Origin of the sequence: Devosia sp., from assembly GCF_025809055.1 — a bacterium.
GTDB lineage: Bacteria > Pseudomonadota > Alphaproteobacteria > Rhizobiales > Devosiaceae > Devosia.
Genome location: NZ_CP075529.1, coordinates 1095773 through 1112054 on the forward strand (window position 1 = coordinate 1095773; position 16282 = coordinate 1112054).

Genomic DNA, 16282 nt, shown 5'->3' on the forward strand with positions numbered 1-16282 from the left:
GCAACCCATGCATCCCGGCGACCCGCTTTCCGTTTCCACGCCCACCGACCAATCCGTGGTCATCGAGCGCAGTTTTGCCGCGCCGCCGCATCTGGTCTATGCCTGCTACACCCAGCCGGGGCTGATCCGTCGCTGGCTGACCGGCCCCGATGGCTGGACCATGCCCGTATGCAGTTATGACGCACGGCCCGGCGGCGACTACAGGTTCGAATGGCGCGGACCCGAAGAGGGTTTCCTGGCGCTGACCGGCAAGATCGACAGCATCGATGCCATTCGCTACATCGATTCAACCGAACAGTTCGACGCCGGCGCAATGGGCCCATCCTATCGCAGCGAACTGGCCTTCACGCTCAAGGACATGGGGACGCTGGTCGTCAATACGCTCACCTATGCGTCCCTGGCCCATCGTGACATGGTGGTGGCGACCGGGATGGCCGAAGGCATGGAGCAGAGTTTCCAAAGCCTGGACCGCCTTCTCGCCTCGCAACAGGCCTGAAGCGAGACGGAACGGCCCGGGACCGGATGACGGAACCCGTCAGTTCATGTCCAGTGCGTAGGGTTTGAGCGTTTCCATGGCAATCAGCTCCAAGACGGCCCGATTCGTCGCCCGGAGATAGACCCGCGGCGCCATGCCGGCCTCATGCGCCTCCAGCCAGCGCATCGCGACGAGGCACCAGCGGTCGCCGGCCACCAGCCCCGGAAAGGCGAATTCCGGCCGCGGCGTCGACAGGTCGTTTCCGACACTGGCGGAAAAGGCCAGAAACGCATCGGTCACTTCGATGCAGACCAGGTGAACCGCCACGCCATCCGGCCCGGCGGCGCAGTACCCAGTGCGGTAGAAGCCGGTCAGCGGATCGAGTGAGCAGCTCTCTAGGGGCTCGCCCAGGACATTGTATTCGGAGGGCCCCTCGCCGGGATTGAGATAGTTCATCGACCGCTCCGGCTATTCGTCTCGCTTGTCCTGACGCTGGAGCACTTCCTTGACCTTGGCGTTGATCTGGTCGAGCGCATAGGGCTTGGGCAGGAAATCGACGCTTTGATCGTCCTCGATATCGCGGCGCACGCTTTCCTCGGCATAGCCGGACACGAAGATGATCTTCAGATTAGGCGCCCGCTCACGAATGACCTTGAGCATGGTGGGGCCGTCCATTTCCGGCATAACCACGTCCGAAATGATCAGGTCGACCTCGTAGTCGAGATCTTCGAGCACTTCGAGTGCCTCTTCGCCACCTTCGGCTTCATGCACTTCGTAGCCGGTGGCCTTGAGGGCACGGGCGGAGAAAGCGCGCACGCTTTCCTCGTCCTCGACCAGAAGGATGCGCTCGTGACCGGTGAGATCCTTGACCGGGGCAGCCGCAGCCGCGGCCTTCGCGGCAGCCTCTTCGACCGTGGGCACATAACGCGGCAGGAAAATCTTGAAGGTGGTGCCGACGCCAACCGTCGACACCGGATAGATATAGCCCTCGGTCTGCTTGACGATGCCATAGACCGTGGAGAGGCCCAGCCCCGTTCCCTTGCCCAGTTCCTTGGTGGTGAAGAAGGGCTCGAAAATCTTCTCGAGCACTTCGGCGCTCATGCCAGTGCCGGTATCCTGCACTTCGATCAGGACGTAGTCCGCCGCGACCATGCCGTCGAACCTGAGCTGGGTCGCATCAGCCTGGGTGACATTGCCGGTTCGCAGGGTGATGGCGCCGCCATTGGGCATGGCGTCGCGGGCATTGACCACCAGATTGATGATCACCTGTTCGAGTTGCACCACGTCGGCACGAACCGGCCAGATGTTGCGGCCATGCTCGACGGTGAGATTGTTCTTCTCGCCGATCATGCGCTTGAGCAGCACGGTCAGGTCATCGACGATCAGCGGCAGCTCGAGCACCTGCGGGCGCAGGGTCTGCCGGCGCGAGAAGGCCAGCAGCTGCCGGGTGAGACCGGCGGCGCGATTGGCGTTCTGCTTGATCTGCATCAGTTCGTTGAAGCTCGGGTCGCCCGGCTTGTGCTTGAGCAGCAACAGATCGGAAAAGCCGATAATGGCGGTGAGCAGATTGTTGAAATCGTGCGCGACGCCGCCCGCCAGCTGGCCAACGGCCTGCATCTTCTGGCTCTGGGCAAACTGCGCCTCGAGCTTGCGCTGATCGGTCATATCCAGGGCATAGACATTGACCTGTTCGGGTGAGCCGGCACTGGTCTCGGAGGCGGAAATATAGAGCCGCACGGCGTGATCGCCCTCGACGCTCAATACCGCATCGACCGGCTCGACTTCGGAGCGGCGGGCGGCAGCGGCCGCCAGCGCGCGGCCAAGGCGGTCGCGACTGGCCTCTCCAATCAGGTCTGACAGAGGCTGGAGTTCAAGGCTCTTTTCCTCGCCCGACCACCGGAAAATCCGGCTGAACGGCGCATTGGTGCGCACGATGCGGCCATCGGCGTCGAGCGTGGCAATGGCGAAGGGCGTGTCATTGAAGAAGCGCGAAAACCGCACTTCGGCGGCGCGCAATTCTTCCTCGGTATCGGGGGCGTTGGTCTTGTCGAGCACGAGCGTCCGTGTCTCGCCCAGTTCGCCATCGGCAAGGCGGGCCGCGCGGTGCAGCAGCCGCACCGGCAGGGAGGTGCCGTTGCGGCGCACCAGGTCGATATCGATGATCTCGGTGCGGATCTCGCCATCACCCCTGCCCCGCATCAGCAGCGAGGCGCCATCGCCGCGGACAATGTCGGAAAGCGAGAGCTGGCCGGCATTGAACTCGGCCAGGTCATAGCCCAGCCAATCGGCCAGGGTGGAATTGAGATACTGGACCCGCCCATTGGCATCGGCCGAGAAGAAACCGGATGGGGAATGATCGAGATAATCGATGGCGCGCTGCAGGTCGCGAAAGGCCGTCTCGTTATTCTCGCGGTCGCGCGTGATGTCTTCGACGGACCAGGCCACCAATGGCTGCGGCGCATCGTCAGTCTCGGGCAAGGGGCGCACGCCCACGCGGTACCAATAGACCCGGCCGATATCGCCCTGGGCCCCGCCCAGCCCGCCGGGCAGGCGAATATCCTCGATGGCGTTACGCCCATCCTTGGCGGCGCGCGATAGCCGGTAAATGGCCTCGCCGGTATCGGCAAAGCCCGAAAACAGCCGCGGCACGCCCACTGGCACGCCATTGTTCAGCGAGCCCGGAAAGCCGCCATAGTGTTGATTGACATAGACAATCTTGCCGTCGCGATCGGCAATGACGGCGCCATGGGGGAGACTGTCCACCAGGGCGTGGCTGATCGTGCGGCGCTCCTCGGTGGCGGCAAACCGGAACAGGCCTGCGGCCAGGCCGAACAGGAAGAAGACGCCAGCCACGGCCAGGATGCCGACAAAGGTCATCACGAATTCAGGCGGCAGGTCATTGCCGAACCAGGTGAAGCCGACCGCAACCAGGATCAGCATGGCCCCAAGGAGCACGACGCGCCAGACACCGCCGCCACCACGTCCGCGATCCAGAAGCGGTTCCGGGTAATTGTCCTCGCCGAGCGGCGTTGTTGCCATTTCTGCTTGCTCCAGCGCGCCTGGGGTGGTCCCGAATCGGGACACTCTCATCGGTGTAGCAAATGCGCCGCCCGCTTGGGAGGGCGAAGCGGCTTTTCAACATCGGATCGGGGATCAGGCGCTGGGCCGCCAGCCCCCGCCCCGCCCCTGCTTGAGGCGCATGACGAAGCCGATGACTTCGGCCACGGCCTTGAAGTGATCGGCCGGGATGGTCTCATCGACCTCGACGGACGCAAACAGGGCGCGGGCCAGCGGCGGGTTCTCGACAATGGGCACGTCGTTTTCCGTCGCCACGGCACGGATGCGCAGCGCCACGGCGTCGGCACCCTTGGCCAGGCAGCGCGGCGCGGCCATGGCCTTGTCGTATTTGAGCGCCACGGCGAAATGGGTCGGGTTGGTGATAACCACGGTCGCATCGGGGACGGCTGCCATCATGCGCTTGCGGGCGCGCTCTTGCCGCAGCTGACGGATACGGCCCTTGACGTGCGGATCGCCTTCCATCTGCTTGTATTCTTCGCGCGTCTCCTGGACTGTCATCATCTGCCGCTTCCACCATTTCTGACGCATGTAGAAGAAGTCGGCCCCTGCGATGATCGTCACCACGATCAGCGTCGCCGCGAATATCTTGGTCCCCAGCTCCTGGAAATCGAGCAGGATCATGATCGGATCGGCGGTCATCATGGTGTCGAGACGGTCCCGCTCGGGCCAGCACACAAGGACCACCACCACGCCGACAACCATGATCTTGAACAGACCCTTGCCGAAATTGACCAGTGCCTCGCCCGAGAACAGCCGCTTGGCGCCGGCGATCGGTGACAGTTTCGAGAGCTTGGGCTTGATGGGATCGAGCGACCAAACCGGGCGGTGCTGCACCAGATTGGCCAGCACGCCGCAGACATAGAGGACGGCAAGGGGCGCAAAGACGACGGCCAGGAGACCCACGGCCATGCCGTTGAAGAAATTGGCGAACCCGGAGCCGGTCAGATCGAACTGATCGGCATTCATCATCACAAGGCTCAGCGACCCCGACAGGTTCGACGCCGTCCACGGCGCCATGAGCGAAAAGATGATGGCCGAACCCAGGAGCATGAACCAGGTCGTGACCTCCTGGCTCTTGGCGACGTCACCCTTCTTGTGGGCGTCCTCAAGCTTTTTCTGGGAGGGGTCTTCTGTTTTGGAGTCCTGATCGGGGGCCTCGTCCGACATCGGCTAGCCCCTCCACATGGCGAGGTGGTCCTCGAACGCGGTGAGATACCAGCCCATCATCATGATGAGCAGCACCGCAAACAGGAACAGGCCGATGATGATATTGGCCGGCATCAGCACGAAATAGACCTGCAACTGCGGCATGAGCCGCGCCAGGATGCCGGCACCAAGGTTGAAGACGAGACCGAAGACGATAAAGGGGGCCGCCATCTGCACGCCGATAGCAAAGGCCTTGGCGACTGTGCTCAGCGCCAATTGGCTGAAATCGTCGAACATGATGGGATCGGTGGGCGAAAATACCATGTAGCTGTCGTAAATCGCCGCGAGCGCCATATGGTGCAAGTCCGTGGCAAAGATCAGCGCGATGGCCAGAAAGGACAGAAAACTGGCAAAGATCGCGCCCTGAATGCCCGCCTGGGTCGGATCGGCGGCCAAGGCGCCGCTGAGGCCCGTCTGAAAGGCGATGATCGATCCGGCAACCTGAGTTGCCATCATGGTGAGGCGGACGATGGCCCCGATCATCAGGCCAATGGCCAGTTCGTGAAACAACAGGCCCGCCATGCCACCCAGATCGGCCGGCATTGCCGGCATGTCGGGGCTGAGCAGCGGATAGAGCACAAAGGTAAAGGCCAGCGCAAAGCTCAGGCGCATGCGCACCGGAATGGTCTGCTCACCAAGGGCCGGCATGAGCATGAGCATGGCGGCGATACGGGCGAACAGCAGCAGGTAGATGAATGCGGCGCCGGGGAGCCAGTCGAGGCTGATCGTCACCGTCAGAAGCCCACGATGATCATGTCGACCACCCGGTTCATGTAGCCGGCCATGGTCGCGCCCAGAAACGGCAATGCAATGAGCATAGTGACGAAGATGGCGACGATCTTGGGAACGAAGACCAGGGTCATTTCCTGAATCTGCGTCAGCGCCTGAAACAGGGCGATCACGACACCGACGATCAGGCCGACAAGCATCATCGGCATGGACACGATCAGTAGCGTCCAGATGCCGTCAGAGGCGATATCAAGCACTTCTGCGCCGGTCATGGTCCAATCCCGGATGGAATCACGCCATTAGCGTACACCCATTTGCCCCCGGTTCCACCGCGAGGAAATGCGGGACTAGATCGGCATCCGCATGATCTCTTCATAGGCGGAAATCACGCGATCGCGGATGGTGACCATGCTTTCGATGGCCATTTCGGTTTCCGACAGCGCGGTGACCATATCGACGACATTGGCCTTGCCATTGACCATGTCGACGGCCATCTGGTCGGCGACCTTGCCCTGGTCGACCACGCCCTGAACCTGCTGGGCCAGCATGTCGGCAAAGTTGCCTCCGGCCGGATTGGCGCTGGCGGTCAGATCGGTCGAGGGCCGTGCGGCCTGCGAGATCAGGCGGCTGGCATTGCCATAAGCGCTTGTAGCGGCGGCGAAGGGGGTGGTTGCCATGTTTCAGATACCTCGAAAAATCAGCCGCGCAGGATGTCGAGCGTGCGCCCGAGCATCTGCCGGGTCACGGTGACCACGTTGAGATTGGCCTCGTAGCTGCGCTGGGCCTCGCGCATGTCCACGGTTTCGATGAGCGTGTTCACATTGGGATATTGCACATAGCCATTGGCGTCGGCCGCCGGATGGCCTGGCTCATAGCGCGAGGAAAAATCGCTCATGTCGTAGGCCAGCCGGCCGATCTCAACTACGCGGCCACCAACATCGGAATCAAAGCTGGTCTCGAAGGTCGGAATGCGGCGGCGATAGGGCTCGTCGCCGGGCGCCTTGCCGGCCGAGTCGACATTGGCGATGTTCTCGGCAATGACGCGCATCCGCGCCGTCTGGGCGTGAAGGCCGGTGGCGGCAATGCGTAGGGACGTATTGAAGTCCATGACCTAGTGTCTCCCTCAGGCGCTCTTGCCCAGCGCCAAGCGCAGGATGCGGATCGACTTCTGATAGACCGAGGTGGCGGCCTGGTAGTCCATCATATTGGTGGTGACCTTCATCATCTCGTCTTCGAGCGAGACCCCGTTGCCTTCCGGCGTGATCTCGAAATTGGCCATGCGCTGCGCATCGAACCCGCCCGCTTCCCCCGATGAGACAGAGAAGTGCATCGGGCGGGTGGCCGCTGTCGTCAGCGACGCCGAACTGCCCATGCCCATGCGCGTATCGAAGTCATACTGCCTGAGGTCGCGTCCGCGATAACCGGGGGTCTCCGCATTGGCGACATTTTCGGCCAGGAGCCCCTGACGCGTCTGGTGCCAGCGCATCTTGTCGGTCAGCGCCGAGAACACCGGCATATCCATCAGGCCCATGGCCGACTCCCAAACAGGGTCGCAATAGGCAAATCTTGCCGGGGCATGGTTAACCGGTGGTTAATTTCTGCACGCCGCAGGGGTGCGGGGCTCGCAAATTGCACGGAATAACCGGGCCTACCGGCATATTCTGCCGCCCCGGCAATGTGCCACGGCGCGGCCCCATTTGGTCGCTTTATGCTATAACGCGATTCCCGAAGTTCTGCGCACAGAGGCCAACCCGTGCAATTTCTTACCAGTCTGTTCGGCGGCAGCGGCAATGCCCTGCTCACCATGCTCTTTGCGCTTGGCGCCGTCATTGTCCTGATTGTTCTGGGTGTCTGGCTGCTGAAGGTTGTTTTCAACGCCTCCGGATCGGTCGCACGCGGGCGCAACCGGCGACTGGCGGTGGTGGATACGCTGGCCGTCGACCAGAAGCGGCAATTGGTTATCATCCGGCGCGACGATGTCGAGCATGTGATCCTGGTGGGCGGCCCGCAGGATGTGGTGGTCGAAACCGGTATTCCGGTGGCCCCGGAGCCCGCTGCCGAGCCGGTGCGCCGGCCCTTCCCCACATCGTTCCGCAGACCCGCCGCGCAAGCCAAGGCCGCACAGCCGGCGGCACGGTCGCAGCCCGATGTGGACCGGAGCGAAGAACCCCAGCCAGTCGTGGCGCCGAAGCCAGCCAATGCCGTGCAGCAATTGCGTGAGATGACTCAGGGCGCGGGCCAGCGCCCGGCGCGCTCGCTCCGTCACACGGGCCTGTTGCGCCCGGTCAGCGTGCAGGAAGACACCTTGGCGGGGCAAAACCCCGACATTTCGGCTGCCCAGCCATCCGACTCAGCTAAACAGAGCGGGTCGGAACAAGGCATGGAAAGCGCGGCTGCCGTTGATCAGGATACCAACAGCGCCAATCGGGGCTGATCCCGGCTCGCGACGCCGGCGCGCACTCCGCTGCGCGCTGCCCCTGCTTGCCCTGGCCGCGTTCATTGGTCTGGCCGGCCATGCCGGGGCGCAGGACCTCTCCATCGACTTCGGAGACGACACCACGCTGACCGAGCGGGCCATCCAGCTCATCGGCCTGATCACGCTGCTGTCGCTGGCCCCTTCCATCCTGGTGATGGTCACCAGTTTCACCCGCATCGTGGTGGTGCTGTCGCTGTTGCGCACAGCCATTGGCCTGCAGACCGCGCCGCCAAACTCAGTCATGGTGTCGCTAGCGCTGTTTCTCACGCTGTTCATCATGCAGCCCGTGCTGCAGCAAAGCTACGACCAGGGCATTGCCCCACTCCTGGCGGGCGAGGTCGAATTCGCAGAGGCTTTCGAGGCCGGATCGGCCCCGTTGCACGAATTCATGCGGGCCAATGTGCGCGACAAGGATCTCGAGCTTTTTTACGACCTGACCGAGGCCGAACTCCCCGACAGCCCCGAAGCCATCCCGCTGCAATTGCTGATCCCGTCCTTCATGATCTCGGAACTGCGCCGGGCCTTTGAAATCGGGTTCCTGCTGTTTCTGCCCTTTGTCGTGATCGACATGGTGGTGGCGTCGGTGCTGATGAGCATGGGCATGATGATGCTGCCCCCCGTGGTCATCTCGCTGCCGTTCAAGCTGATCTTCTTCGTGCTCGTCGACGGTTGGTACCTGGTCGCCGGTTCGCTCGTCCGAAGTTTTACCGGCTAGAGGCTGGCGAGGCCCGCGCTGGGCGTCGTGGCCTGGAGGGGCGTCAGGGCGCCCTCGCCTTCATAGGTTTCGCGATAGGACGCGAGAAACGCGGTGAGGCTGTCGAGCGCTGCGACTTCCGCTGCCACTTTCTTGAATTCGAGGCTCGTCGCCTGGATCGGCCCGGTCACGAAATCGAACATCGGCCATTCGGGGGAATTGACCATCGTGTCACCGAACTTGGCGCGCAGGCGTGACAGCCCCATGCTGTCATTGGCAAGGACATAGCCAACAGCGGCCTTGATGAGATTCATGCGCGTGGGCCGCGCCAGGGGCTGGCCCTGCGGCTCAGCCGAATAGAGGGCCTCGATCATTTCGCCGGCCTGGCTGTAGCGCTTGCCGCGCCAGAGCGCATCGATGCGCAGCAGGGTCGCGTCCCTGCCATCCATGGTGCTCAGCATATCCATGGCCAGTTGATCTCGGCCGCCATCGATCATGGCGCGGGCCTCAAGGATCCGGCGCTGGCGGTTCAGCGAGTCCGGGATATCCGGCAGGCGGGTGTCGTTGAGCACGCGCAACGCGTCCTGCGGCTTGCGGTCAGCCAGGTAGATCACGGCCAGGTCGGCGGCAATCTGGGTGCGCGACACGCCGCGCAGGCGGTTATCGAGCTGATATTGCAGCAGCTCGGCGGCCTGCGGCAGCAGGTCGACGCGCACGAGCCTGCGGGCCAGATTGCGGATCATCTCGTCGCCGCGCGTTCCCGGCGGGGTCAGGTGGCGGAAATCATAGTAGATGCTCAGCGCCTCAACGGGGCCGATGGAGTCGGCCATGCCATTGAGGAAGAGATCGCCAAACATGGCCTGCGACTGGTCGCGCAAGGTGTTGACCGACGGGCTCTCGGGATAGGTCGCAACCGCGGTTTTGACCGTCTCGAACCCCTGCCGGTAATCGCCATTGCGGAAGTAGAGCTGCGCGAGCAGAGTCTGCATATCGGCCTCGAGCGCATTGCCGCGCCAAAGCAGGGTCTCGGCCGCCAGGGTCTGCGTGGCCTTGGGGAGATCGAGGCGGCCCTGCTCGTCGAGGAGTTGCAGGGTCCGGTACACGGCCTCGGCCCGGGTCGGGCGAACTTCGGAGGCGATGACCTGCCCGTAAGTGTCGATGGCTTCCTGATCGCGGCCAGCCAGTTCGTCGGCCCGGCCTTGCAGCAGGTAGTAGAGCGAGGCATCGGCGGCGTCGAGGCTCGCCAGTTCAAGCGAGTCGAGCGCCTGCTCCGCCATGGCCAGATCGTTGGTCTCGACGGCCGCGCGGGCGGCGGCAAGGTGAAAGCTGTTGCGCGCCCAGACGGGATAATTTTCCGCCACCGATCGCGCTTCAATGGCGTCCAGCCGGGCGCCTTTGTAGTCATAGTCAGCGGCCCGGGCCACCGTGCGCCAGAACAGCGCATCGGTATCCTGATCCATCGAGGCCGCATTGAGGAACGCCAGCGCGTCCTTTGGACGCCCGCCCTGGATATTGGCGAGTGCCTCACTCATGCGAATGCGACGTGTGAGGTCTTCGGCGCGCAGGTCGCCCTGCAGCACGCGCAACACACCCAGCGCCTCGAAGCCGTAGCGATTGGCGATGTAGTACTGCGCCAGATCAAGCCGGGCCAGGTCGCGATCCCGCCCTTCCTTGAGCGCAGCATTGTGTTCCAGTGCATCACGATGCTCGAGGAAGGCCTGAGGGTCGCGCTCCTCAAGCCCGTCCCAATCGAGAATATCGGAGGGGCGCGAGGCCTGGGCGCTCGCCCCGCCATTGCGCAGGCTGTCGATGGCGGAGACGGTCAGGCCGCCGCTTGTGGAAATGATCGCCTGATTGGCATCGACGGCCACGTCGAGACTTGGGGATTTTGGCTTGATCACCAGGCCATGAACACTGCGAAGCGCGGCAAAATCGACATAGTCAAGCGAACGCGTCAGGCCGCGCGCCGGCGGATAGGCCGTCACCACCTGCAGCATGTCGCCGATCAGCGGGTCCCTGAATTCGTGGATGCGCCCCGGACGGGCAATGTCGGCCACCATTTCGAACGAGCCTTCGAAATCGCGGCGCCGGCTGAGGGTAACCGGTTCGGTGGGGCTAAGCATGACATCGCCCAGCGACAGCACCCAGGCCATGCCTTCCGACCCGATGGTGGCCAGACGCTCCTGCGACAGGTCGATGCGCACGATCTGCGTGTCGCCGGACGAAATGACCTCAAAGCCGTTCGCGATCGGATCGAGAGCACTCTGGTCGCGCGGCGCGGCAATGCCGCTGACCGTGTCGAATATCATCCAGACCGAGTTGCCGCGCCGGAACACCGCCGAAGGTGTGTCCTGCTCGAAGGGGAAGATGACACGGACCGTATTGCCTATGACGTTGACGAAGGGCGTGATGGTCTCGGCGGCTCCGGCCGCCAGGATCGACACTTCAGGGGCCGCCGTCTCCGGCTCTGCGTCAGCCACCAGCGCATCGGCCTCTGCCTCAAGGTCCGCAGGCAACAATTCCGGCAGCCCAGCGCCGGCCAGGTCGATGTCGAGAATATAGGCGTTCGGGGTCACTTCGTAGAAGCGCGGCGTGACGTTGTCGGCAAACAGGAAGCTGGCGACGGCGCCATCCGGGGACGTGCCGGTTTCCACCGAAACAACCTCGGCCGGCAGGTTGGCAACCAGGTCGGCCAGGTCGAGGCCGGTCGGCCACTCGAATTTGGCAACACCGAGATTGCCGGTCTGCAAGAACTCCGCCTCGGTGGGAACCGACCAGTCGAACTGCAACCTGAGAAAGGTCGCGTTGCGGCCTACGCGGACCGTCACCTTGGGATCGAGTTCGGCCGCAAGCCGCGCCTTCGCCTCACGCTCTGCCCGCAAAGCCTCCTGGCGGGCCCGCTCGGCGAGGAAATCGACAACGTCCTGCGGCAGTGACGGCGGCATCCCCTGCCAGCCCTCGGGGAGCAGATCGATGAAGAGCTTTTCGCCGGCATCCGTGCGGTTGAAAGTGTAACTGGACCGCAGCCCAAAGCGCAGCCCGCGACCATCGGCATCGACGCGCGCCACAGACAGATAGTCCGGCATGACCGTGGCAACATCCGGAAGCGTCACATTAACCGGCTCAGCGAACTGAATGGAAAGAATGCCGTTTTCGATCCGAAAGGTGTAGGGAGGCAGGTTCTGCAGGGATGGGAAACTGAGGATGAGGCGGCCAAACCCCTCCTCCTGCGTGGCAAAAAGCTGACCCTGCTCGACTGCGAAGGCAGGCGAGACAATGGCCGGCACGGAGGCCAGCGCCATGGCAACGAGAACACTTCTTGCGTTCCGGTTGCTCCATTTGAATGCGGTCTTCACCGGCTTTCTGCCCGCCCGACGCCTTCACCAGCACGTATGCGGACAACCGGACTTCTGTACCGGGCCTCAAATACGCGAGGAATACACCAAAGATGGCGGCAAGCCTAAAGGGCCGGTACTTAACACGCCCCTAAGGTAATCGGTGGCTACTGACCGACAATTTGAGGCAAAGCCGCCAGATCATCGGGCGTCATGCTTTCAAGCGGGTCCTGCGAGGCCGAGGCCAGCCGGACGGTCAGCTCCTGGGCGCGCATGGTGTCCATTTCCGCGAGAATGGGCGCCATTTTGCGCGGGCTCATCATCTTGGCCACACGGACCAGAATTTCGATGTCGAGGGCGTTGAAGATCTTGGCCGCGTCCTTGGGCTTCATCGTCTCGTACATCGCGACGATGCCGGCAAACTGACCTTCTTCCATCTGCTTGCGCTCTTCCACCAGAGTGCCGATCTGCGTTTCGATTGCCTCGAGAGTCCCCTGCCGGTCCTCGATGCGCTTCTCGGCGGCCTCGACCAGCGCGGCGCGCATGGCCAGTTCCTGCTCGTAGGTCTCCAGTTCCGCCCGGCGGGCCGCGAGGCGTTCGAGCAATGCCTGCTCGGTGAGCGATGCAGCGCCACCAGACATCGGCACCGGACCGTCCGCCGTCAGCGACTGCGGCACCGCATCCACGGGCGTGGGGCAATCTGCCGGAATACGCAGCAGGCTAAGTTCATCAGGCTTGGTCGCCGCTTCCGGATCGACCGGTACAGGCGCGCAGGCATTTTCGTCGGCAACGACGTTTGTCGGGTCATCCGCCGGGGCTCCGGCTTCCTCCTCGGCCACCGCTTCGGCGCCGCCCGCGGCCGCGCCGTGATCAGCCGCCGGGGCGCCGTGGCCACCATCCTCGGTCGCCTCCCCAAGGGTCGGCGCGCCATCGGTGGCTGTCGGGGTGAGGTCTTCCAGGGTCGGTTCGGTCGGCAGCGTGATGGCTTCGCCAGGCGCGGCGGCGCCTCCGCCACCTCCACCGCCGCCCGCAGCTTGAGCCGTGGCAACGCCGGTCAGGACATAGCCGCCATTGAAGACCATGCCGGTGACCTTGAGCACCAGCAAAGCCGCAACGGCGAGTATGACGACGGGCAGAAGCCTTACATTGCTCACGCGGCAGCTCCGCGATTGCGCACGCGATCCGTCAACTGCTGGAGCGCTGACTGGACCTTTGTCGTCTCTTCAACCGGCTGAATGGTCTGGCTGTGACGGGCCGCGCTGGTGATCCTGGCGATCCGCTCCATGAGCACGGTACCGGCATTGACGTGATTGGCCAGTTCAATGCCGAAGCGCTCGGCCTCTTCGAGCCGGGAATTGAGGGCCAGATCCGCCTCGACGGCGGTCGACTTGAGTTCCTTGATCGCCTGGTTGGCCAGATTGGTGGCGCTCACCAGATCGGCGACCATCTTGCGCATCGCATCCTTGTCCTGGTGCAGGCGCTTGAGGCGATGATTGAGCAGGACGCAATAGCCAATGGTCAGCGCCAGCAGCACGGCGACGGCACCTTCGACCAACAATCCAAGTGGCAAGCCGAACATCATCTACCTTCCATCGTCTCGTCGATTGCCTCGAAGGCCGCCATGGTGACCTTGGGCGGATTGAGCGGGCGCGAGACCCGCACGGAAACATTCTTGCCGATATGGCCCATTATGGCCTCGGTGAGCTCAACATCGCCGCACCGCAGGCGGATGGGATCCAGGGGCCCGCGATCGAACATGACCGTCTGGCCCGGCTTCATGTTGAGAAGCTGCGACAGCGGCAGCGCCTGCTCGTGCAGGACCGCTTCGATCTCGACGTCGGCCTGGTAAATTTCGGTCGCCAGGTGCCCTTCCCAGATGGGATCACGGCCGAATTTCTCGCCCATGAACATCTGGAGCAGCTGTTCGCGGATCGGCTCGATCGTGGCATAGGGCAGCAGAATCTCGATCTTGCCGCCGCGATCGTCCATCTCGATGCGCAACTCGATCAGAATGGCAGCATTGCCGGGCCGGGAGATGGCTGCAAAGCGCGGATTGGTCTCCATGCGCTCGAGCTTGAAATTGATCGGCGTGACCGGCTCGAACGCCCGATGCGTGTCGTCGAGGATGATCTCGATCATCTTGCGCGCCAGCGCCATTTCGATGGTCGTGTAGGGCCTGCCTTCGACGCGGATATTGCCGCCGATCCGGCGGCCGCCGAGCAGCACGTCGATCATCGAATAGATGAGGTTGGAATCGACCGTGAGAAGCCCGTAATTCTCCCATTCCTCGGCCTTGATGACCGATAGAATGGCGGGCAGCGGGATGGAATTGAGATAGTCGCCGAAACGGACGGACGAGATCGAGTCCATGGTGACTTCGACATTGTCCGAGGTAAAATTGCGCAGTGAGGTCGTCGCCAGCCGGACCAGCCGGTCAAAGACGATTTCGAGCATCGGCAGACGCTCGTAGCTCACCAGCGCCGAATTGATCAGCGCCTGGACGCCGGTCAGCTCGACATTGTTGCCGGCATTGGAGTCAAAGCCGAGCAGGCTGTCGATTTCATCCTGGTTGAGAACACGATCGGCGCCGTTTTCGCCGTCGCCGTCACCGCCCTCGAGCATGGCGGCCCACTCAGCTGCAGCAGCGGCGGCGCGCTCCTCTTCGGACATCTCGCTTTCGTCGACAGGCGCGATATCGCCGACATCACTGGTGATGTCGTCCAGGCCCCAATCGTCGCTCAGTTTGTCCTGATCGCTCGGTCCGGCCATTACTGCACCAGGATTTCCTTGAACAGAACGCTTTCGACCTGCGCCGGGTAGATGGCCAGGTTGACGCGCCGCAGCAGCTCGTCCTTGAGCCGGTAGATGCCGGCCGAGCCCTCAAGGTCGCTCTTGCGCAATTCGCGCATATAGACCTGAAAAGCGTCGATGACCTTGGCGAGCCTGGGCTGGATTTCGGTCATCATGTGCTCGTCGGCGACTTCAAGCGCGACGGACAGCTTCATGAAGGACTGGGCACCATTGTCGTCGCTCGACAGGTTCACCATCATTGGCGGCAGATTGAAAATGAATGTGTCGTGGCTTGCCGTGGCGGCGGAGGCGCCGTGCCCGCCCTCCCCGGCTGCCTCGCCGCTCGACGACGACATGAAGAAGAACAGGCCGCCACCAGCCAGCAGCACCACCAGAACGGCCGCACCGATAATGATGAAGAGCTTGGGTATGCCCTTCTTGCCCTGCGGTTCTGTTCCGGCTTCCGCTTCTGCAGCCATGGATGGCCTCACCAAACCTTAGCAAATCCGGACGATTCCGGCGCTCCGACCAGCTAAGGCCCAGTTGGTTAATGAATGGTTACAAACTCGGCCAGCCCGGCAGTTTTTGCCGGGCACTTCTTGCCGAGCAAGCCAGCAATATCTGCCGCTGGCCACCATCCCGTTCACGCTAAGTATATGATTTTAATAAAAATCCAGACTTGGCATGGTTTCTGCAAAGTAAATGGCGAGGCCGCTTGGGGAAGTTGGCCTCGGGGAATACGGGGATCGCTATGATCGAAAATGCGCAACTCATCGGACTGTCGCGGCAGATCGCCCTTCAGCGTCAGCTCGACGTGGTGGCAAACAATGTCGCCAACATCAACACCACCGGCTTCAAGGCCGAGCAGATCCTCTTCGAAGAATATGTGATGCCGGTCGCCCGCGACCGTGACTTTCCCACCATGGATCAGCCGCTCTCCTATGTGCAGGACTGGGCGACTGTCCACGATCTGAGCGGCGGCGCCCTTGTCCAGACCGGCAACGAGTTGGACGTGGCCCTGAGCGGCGAGGGCTTTTTCGCCGTACAGGCTGCCGGGGGCGAACGCTACACCCGCGCTGGATCATTCCAGCTCAGCAATACCGGCACTCTCGTGGACCTTAACGGCAACCCGGTGCTCGGCCTTGGTGGCCCGATCCAGTTCGGCCCCGAGGAAACCGACATCGCCATCGCCGCCGACGGTGGCGTGTCGTCCAGCGCCGGCGCCAAGGGGCAGCTTCGTATCGTGGAATTTGCCAATGCGCAGGAATTGCAGCGGGAGGGCGCGAACCTGTTCTCCGGTGGCACGCCGATTGCAGCAACCGGCACACGCGCCATGCAAGGCTTCGTTGAACGCTCGAACGTTTCGGGCGTCGCCGAGATGGCCGAACTGATCCGCGTCACACGCGCCTATGAATCCGTCGCCAGCCTGACCCAGCGTCAGGACGAGATGCGCCGCAGCGCTATCCAGCGCCTCGGCGACGCCAACGCCTGATCCGGGA

The 16282-nt window shown here is 63.0% G+C and carries 17 protein-coding genes; 4 read left to right on the forward strand and 13 right to left on the reverse strand.

The window, feature by feature from the left end; translation table 11 throughout:
• Positions 1-7: 7 nt before the first annotated feature.
• Complete coding sequence (locus KIT02_RS05420) at positions 8-496, forward strand: SRPBCC domain-containing protein (RefSeq protein WP_297583230.1); 489 nt, start codon at positions 8-10, stop codon at positions 494-496.
• Positions 497-535: 39 nt separating this feature from the next.
• On the opposite strand, the gene KIT02_RS05425 is transcribed toward KIT02_RS05420, so the two are convergent.
• The 8 genes from KIT02_RS05425 to flgB form a co-directional block, all read right to left on the reverse strand.
• Positions 536-931, reverse strand: coding sequence for a DUF2237 domain-containing protein (locus KIT02_RS05425; RefSeq protein WP_297583233.1), 396 nt, complete (start codon positions 929-931; stop codon positions 536-538).
• A gap of 12 nt (positions 932-943) precedes the next feature.
• Complete coding sequence (gene cckA / locus KIT02_RS05430) at positions 944-3514, reverse strand: cell cycle histidine kinase CckA (RefSeq protein ID WP_297583236.1); 2571 nt, start codon at positions 3512-3514, stop codon at positions 944-946.
• A gap of 114 nt (positions 3515-3628) precedes the next feature.
• Complete coding sequence (gene flhB, locus KIT02_RS05435; protein ID WP_297583239.1) at positions 3629-4720, reverse strand: flagellar biosynthesis protein FlhB; 1092 nt, start codon at positions 4718-4720, stop codon at positions 3629-3631.
• Positions 4721-4723: 3 nt separating this feature from the next.
• Positions 4724-5491 (reverse strand): flagellar biosynthetic protein FliR, encoded by a 768-nt coding sequence (gene fliR, locus KIT02_RS05440; RefSeq protein ID WP_297583241.1) that lies wholly within the window; start codon positions 5489-5491, stop codon positions 4724-4726.
• Positions 5492-5493: 2 nt separating this feature from the next.
• A complete protein-coding gene (gene fliQ / locus KIT02_RS05445) occupies positions 5494-5760 on the reverse strand; it encodes a flagellar biosynthesis protein FliQ (protein ID WP_297583244.1) in 267 nt (88 codons plus the stop codon).
• 75 nt (positions 5761-5835) lie between these two features.
• Positions 5836-6165, reverse strand: a complete 330-nt coding sequence (locus tag KIT02_RS05450; RefSeq protein WP_297583247.1) for a flagellar hook-basal body complex protein FliE — start codon at positions 6163-6165, stop codon at positions 5836-5838.
• A 20-nt stretch (positions 6166-6185) separates the two neighbouring features.
• The gene (flgC, locus tag KIT02_RS05455; protein WP_297583249.1) at positions 6186-6596 is read right to left on the reverse strand and encodes a flagellar basal body rod protein FlgC; all 411 of its coding nucleotides are present in this window, start codon (positions 6594-6596) and stop codon (positions 6186-6188) included.
• Between the two features lie 15 nt (positions 6597-6611).
• Positions 6612-7019 carry a flagellar basal body rod protein FlgB gene (flgB, locus tag KIT02_RS05460; protein ID WP_297583253.1) on the reverse strand — a complete coding sequence of 136 codons (408 nt, stop codon included), beginning with the start codon at positions 7017-7019 and terminating at the stop codon, positions 6612-6614.
• A gap of 222 nt (positions 7020-7241) precedes the next feature.
• On the opposite strand from flgB, the gene KIT02_RS05465 reads away from it, so the two are divergent.
• Both KIT02_RS05465 and fliP read left to right on the forward strand, forming a co-directional pair.
• The gene (locus KIT02_RS05465; RefSeq protein ID WP_297583256.1) at positions 7242-7922 is read left to right on the forward strand and encodes a flagellar biosynthetic protein FliO; all 681 of its coding nucleotides are present in this window, start codon (positions 7242-7244) and stop codon (positions 7920-7922) included.
• A gap of 37 nt (positions 7923-7959) precedes the next feature.
• Positions 7960-8679 (forward strand): flagellar type III secretion system pore protein FliP, encoded by a 720-nt coding sequence (gene fliP / locus KIT02_RS05470; protein WP_297585119.1) that lies wholly within the window; start codon positions 7960-7962, stop codon positions 8677-8679.
• Here the strand turns inward: fliP and KIT02_RS05475 are convergent.
• The 5 genes from KIT02_RS05475 to KIT02_RS05495 all read right to left on the reverse strand — a co-directional run bounded on the left by KIT02_RS05475 (position 8676) and on the right by KIT02_RS05495 (position 15262).
• Positions 8676-11960 (reverse strand): hypothetical protein, encoded by a 3285-nt coding sequence (locus tag KIT02_RS05475; RefSeq protein ID WP_297583257.1) that lies wholly within the window; start codon positions 11958-11960, stop codon positions 8676-8678. The two genes, fliP and KIT02_RS05475, sit on opposite strands and share 4 nt — an antisense overlap.
• A gap of 200 nt (positions 11961-12160) precedes the next feature.
• On the reverse strand, positions 12161-13147 hold the full coding sequence (locus tag KIT02_RS05480) for a hypothetical protein (RefSeq protein ID WP_297583259.1): 987 nt from the start codon (positions 13145-13147) through the stop codon (positions 12161-12163).
• Entirely contained in the window at positions 13144-13575 is a 432-nt protein-coding gene (locus tag KIT02_RS05485) for a DUF6468 domain-containing protein (protein WP_297583261.1), read from the reverse strand. The genes KIT02_RS05480 and KIT02_RS05485 overlap by 4 nt, the downstream gene beginning before the upstream one ends.
• Positions 13572-14762 (reverse strand): flagellar motor switch protein FliM, encoded by a 1191-nt coding sequence (gene fliM, locus KIT02_RS05490; RefSeq protein WP_297583263.1) that lies wholly within the window; start codon positions 14760-14762, stop codon positions 13572-13574. The genes KIT02_RS05485 and fliM overlap by 4 nt, the downstream gene beginning before the upstream one ends.
• Positions 14762-15262: a flagellar basal body-associated FliL family protein gene (locus tag KIT02_RS05495; protein WP_297583266.1), complete on the reverse strand. Its 501-nt coding sequence runs from the start codon at positions 15260-15262 to the stop codon at positions 14762-14764. The genes fliM and KIT02_RS05495 overlap by 1 nt, the downstream gene beginning before the upstream one ends.
• Before the next feature lie 275 nt (positions 15263-15537).
• Here KIT02_RS05495 and flgF point away from each other — a divergent pair, with 275 nt between their 5' ends.
• A complete protein-coding gene (flgF, locus tag KIT02_RS05500) occupies positions 15538-16275 on the forward strand; it encodes a flagellar basal-body rod protein FlgF (RefSeq protein ID WP_297585121.1) in 738 nt (245 codons plus the stop codon).
• The last annotated feature ends 7 nt before the right edge of the window (positions 16276-16282 follow it).

Bases quoted from the DNA above. Each gene is read 5' to 3' on its own strand.
- KIT02_RS05420 (WP_297583230.1), top strand. From the start codon at position 8: ATGCATCCCGGCGACCCGCTTTCCGTTTCCACGCCCACCGACCAATCC.
- KIT02_RS05425 (WP_297583233.1), bottom strand. From the start codon at position 931: ATGAACTATCTCAATCCCGGCGAGGGGCCCTCCGAATACAATGTCCTG.
- cckA (WP_297583236.1), bottom strand. From the start codon at position 3,514: ATGGCAACAACGCCGCTCGGCGAGGACAATTACCCGGAACCGCTTCTG.
- flhB (WP_297583239.1), bottom strand. From the start codon at position 4,720: ATGTCGGACGAGGCCCCCGATCAGGACTCCAAAACAGAAGACCCCTCC.
- fliQ (WP_297583244.1), bottom strand. From the start codon at position 5,760: ATGACCGGCGCAGAAGTGCTTGATATCGCCTCTGACGGCATCTGGACG.
- KIT02_RS05450 (WP_297583247.1), bottom strand. From the start codon at position 6,165: ATGGCAACCACCCCCTTCGCCGCCGCTACAAGCGCTTATGGCAATGCC.
- flgC (WP_297583249.1), bottom strand. From the start codon at position 6,596: ATGGACTTCAATACGTCCCTACGCATTGCCGCCACCGGCCTTCACGCC.
- flgB (WP_297583253.1), bottom strand. From the start codon at position 7,019: ATGGGCCTGATGGATATGCCGGTGTTCTCGGCGCTGACCGACAAGATG.
- KIT02_RS05475 (WP_297583257.1), bottom strand. From the start codon at position 11,960: ATGGCGCTGGCCTCCGTGCCGGCCATTGTCTCGCCTGCCTTCGCAGTC.
- KIT02_RS05485 (WP_297583261.1), bottom strand. From the start codon at position 13,575: ATGATGTTCGGCTTGCCACTTGGATTGTTGGTCGAAGGTGCCGTCGCC.
- fliM (WP_297583263.1), bottom strand. From the start codon at position 14,762: ATGGCCGGACCGAGCGATCAGGACAAACTGAGCGACGATTGGGGCCTG.
- KIT02_RS05495 (WP_297583266.1), bottom strand. From the start codon at position 15,262: ATGGCTGCAGAAGCGGAAGCCGGAACAGAACCGCAGGGCAAGAAGGGC.